Raw genomic sequence first — 2403 nt, 5'->3', positions numbered from 1 at the left:
CCCGCCGCTCCAGCCCGACCTGCTGGCGCGTGAGTTTGACGCGCTTGATGGCTGATGGCGCGAAAGGCCGCCCCCCGAGCTGCGCCACCGCCCGCGCCAGTTCCGCCGACTGGTTGAACTGCCGCCTGAAAAAACGCCGCCAGTGCAGCGGCACCGGCACGACCACGTCGGCCTCGGCGATGAGCTCGGCACCGGCGCGAAGCATCCAGCGCGCCATCCACGGCGCCAGATCGGTGCGGTCCTGGTATTTCAGCCCTTGCACCATCTGGCGGGCAACGCCGGAATAGGCGACCGCCGCCCGCGCGCGCTCGAACGGCGGCGGGTCGGCTATCGCCTCCGCCGACAGGAAACCCTCACCCATATTGTGGGTGAACGGCGTGCCCATCACGGGGCACCATGGCCGTTCCAGCAACCTGAGTTTCGGCCAGCAAGCGCCGCACAGCACGCCGGGCTGAGAGACATGGCGGCGGCAGCCGGCGCAGACCGGCGGGAACAAGAGGCGCGCCGGCCAGCCCAATGCCTTGCGGGCAATGCTCTTGATCGCAATACGCTTGATCTCTGGCATGGGATCGGCCACGTGGTTGGTCCTCCGCATCACTATATCAGAGAGCGAAGCACAAGGACCTGCCCATTGCAGCCTGTAATCGACACCTCGCTCTGGCTGGCGCACAAGCGCCGGGCACTGACCCGTCCCATCGCCGGCGCGGATTTCCTCATGCGGCGGGCGGCCGAGGATCTTGCCGACCGGCTCGGCGCCGTCGAACGCAGGTTCGGCAAGGCGGCCTCGTTGTTTTGCCAGACGCCGGCAGCAGCAGAGGTGCTCGCCGAAAGCGGCAAGGTGACGGAAAACGTGCGCGTCGAGGCCGACGCCGCTTTCCTGGGCGGCCAGCCAGGACTGTTGGCGCCGTTGGAAACCGTGCCATTCGAGCCGGAAAGTCTCGACCTAGCAGTGTCGCTGCTGTCGCTGCAGGCGATGAACGACATTCCCGGCATGCTGGTGCAGGTCCGCCGGGCGCTGAAGCCGGACGGGCTTTTCCTCGGCGCCTTCGCCGGCACAGGCACGCTCTCCGAACTGCGCGAAAGCCTGCTTGCCGCCGAGACCGAGCTCTATGGCGGCGCCAGCCCGCGTGTGATCCCGTTCACCGACGTCCGCGACGCCGGGGCGCTGCTGCAGCGCGCCGGCCTGGCACTGCCGGTTGCCGACGTCGAGACGATCACGGTGCGCTACGATTCGCTATTTGGCCTGGTCGCCGACCTGCGCGCCATGGGCGAGACCAGCGCGCTTGTCGATCGCAGCAGGCGGCCGGGCACGCGAGCGCTGTTCGCGCGCGCCGCCGAAATCTATGCGGAGCGGTTTTCGGATGCCGATGGCCGCGTCAGGGCGAGTTTCTCGGTGGTCTGGATGTCAGGCTGGGCGCCCGATGCCTCTCAGCAAAAGCCGCTGAAGCCGGGCTCCGCAAAAATATCGCTGAAGACAATCCTGGAAAACCCCGGCGGCCCCTGAGCGGAATCCCTGCGCAAAAGCTAAGCGTATCCCACACAAAAACTAGGCGGGTCACTGCGCAAAAGCGTTGGCAAGCTTGCTGCTGTTGTCGCTGAACAGCCACTGGATCGCACCGGCAGCCCGGCCGATGCCAGTGACAATGGCAAGCGACAGCACGGCAACGATCAAACCATATTCGATAGCCGTCGCACCCCTCTCGTCTTCTAAAAATCGTTGCAGCAAGATTTTCATGGGCGCCCATCCCTCTTGCCCGAACCTAGCGCCGACCCGTTAAGAAAGGTTAACGCGACAGGCTTAACGGGCGGTGAAACAGCTGCATTCCAGAGATCCGTTGAGGACGTCAGCAGTCGCCGCTGCTTCTGCCATCGGCCCGTATAACGCAGACCGAACTGGGCAGCGGCTGCAGCACGCTCTTGCGTAGCGTGTAGCTGTCGCGCTGGCCGATCGAACCGGTGCTCATCGTATCAAGCCCGTTGCGGGCAAACTGCGAACGGGTCCGGCTGTCGAGGTAGGGCGTCGCGATCAAGGCCAGAGCCACCGCGGCCGAGCCGAACAAAAGGGCGATGCGCAATATTCCCATGCCGGCATTGGCAGCGCCAGGAAGGCGATCGGGCCAAGGCGAGTCCCAGTCCTTGTCGAGGCTCATGCAAATCGCTCCCAGCGGTGGAATCGGCGTAACCGCTTTGCGTCAATTTTTCACGGCCAGATAAATCTTTCATTAACGCTGCGGATATCGCGTTGCGGAGCTGCCCGGTTTACGGGAGGTCGGCCGTTACAGCAGATCGATGAGGAATTGGATCAGCGGGGCATCGGCCGGCGGCATTGGAAAATCGCGCATCTGGCGCGGCCGCACCCATTTCAGCACCTGGCCTTCCTTCGGCTGGGCAATGCCACGGAAG

The 2403-nt window shown here is 64.8% G+C and carries 4 protein-coding genes and 1 pseudogene; 1 reads left to right on the top strand and 4 read right to left on the bottom strand.

All coding sequences use genetic code 11. The annotated features are described in order from the left end of the window. Positions 1–577: ComF family protein (locus E5W70_RS20075; protein ID WP_292661335.1), on the bottom strand; the 577-nt coding region annotated here is incomplete at its 3' end. A gap of 54 nt (positions 578–631) precedes the next feature. Here E5W70_RS20075 and E5W70_RS20070 point away from each other — a divergent pair. Beyond that, a complete protein-coding gene (locus E5W70_RS20070; RefSeq protein ID WP_292661333.1) occupies positions 632–1504 on the top strand; it encodes a methyltransferase domain-containing protein in 873 nt (290 codons plus the stop codon). A gap of 51 nt (positions 1505–1555) precedes the next feature. On the opposite strand, the gene E5W70_RS20065 is transcribed toward E5W70_RS20070, so the two are convergent. From E5W70_RS20065 to E5W70_RS20055, 3 genes and pseudogenes are all read right to left on the bottom strand, one after another. Continuing rightward, entirely contained in the window at positions 1556–1735 is a 180-nt protein-coding gene (locus tag E5W70_RS20065; protein ID WP_292661331.1) for a Flp family type IVb pilin, read from the bottom strand. 109 nt (positions 1736–1844) lie between these two features. Then, a complete protein-coding gene (locus E5W70_RS20060; RefSeq protein WP_292661328.1) occupies positions 1845–2150 on the bottom strand; it encodes a hypothetical protein in 306 nt (101 codons plus the stop codon). A 126-nt stretch (positions 2151–2276) separates the two neighbouring features. Next, positions 2277–2403: pseudogene (locus tag E5W70_RS20055) on the bottom strand (8-oxo-dGTP diphosphatase MutT); the annotation flags it as partial.

The organism is Mesorhizobium sp. (genome assembly GCF_005063415.1).
In the GTDB taxonomy this organism is placed as follows: domain Bacteria; phylum Pseudomonadota; class Alphaproteobacteria; order Rhizobiales; family Rhizobiaceae; genus Mesorhizobium.
This window is presented reverse-complemented; position numbering and strand designations above follow the sequence as displayed.

What these genes read in the sequence shown, in the direction of transcription:
- E5W70_RS20065 (WP_292661331.1), bottom strand. Translation starts at nt 1,735, where the DNA reads ATGAAAATCTTGCTGCAACGATTTTTAGAAGACGAGAGGGGTGCGACG.
- E5W70_RS20060 (WP_292661328.1), bottom strand. Translation starts at nt 2,150, where the DNA reads ATGAGCCTCGACAAGGACTGGGACTCGCCTTGGCCCGATCGCCTTCCT.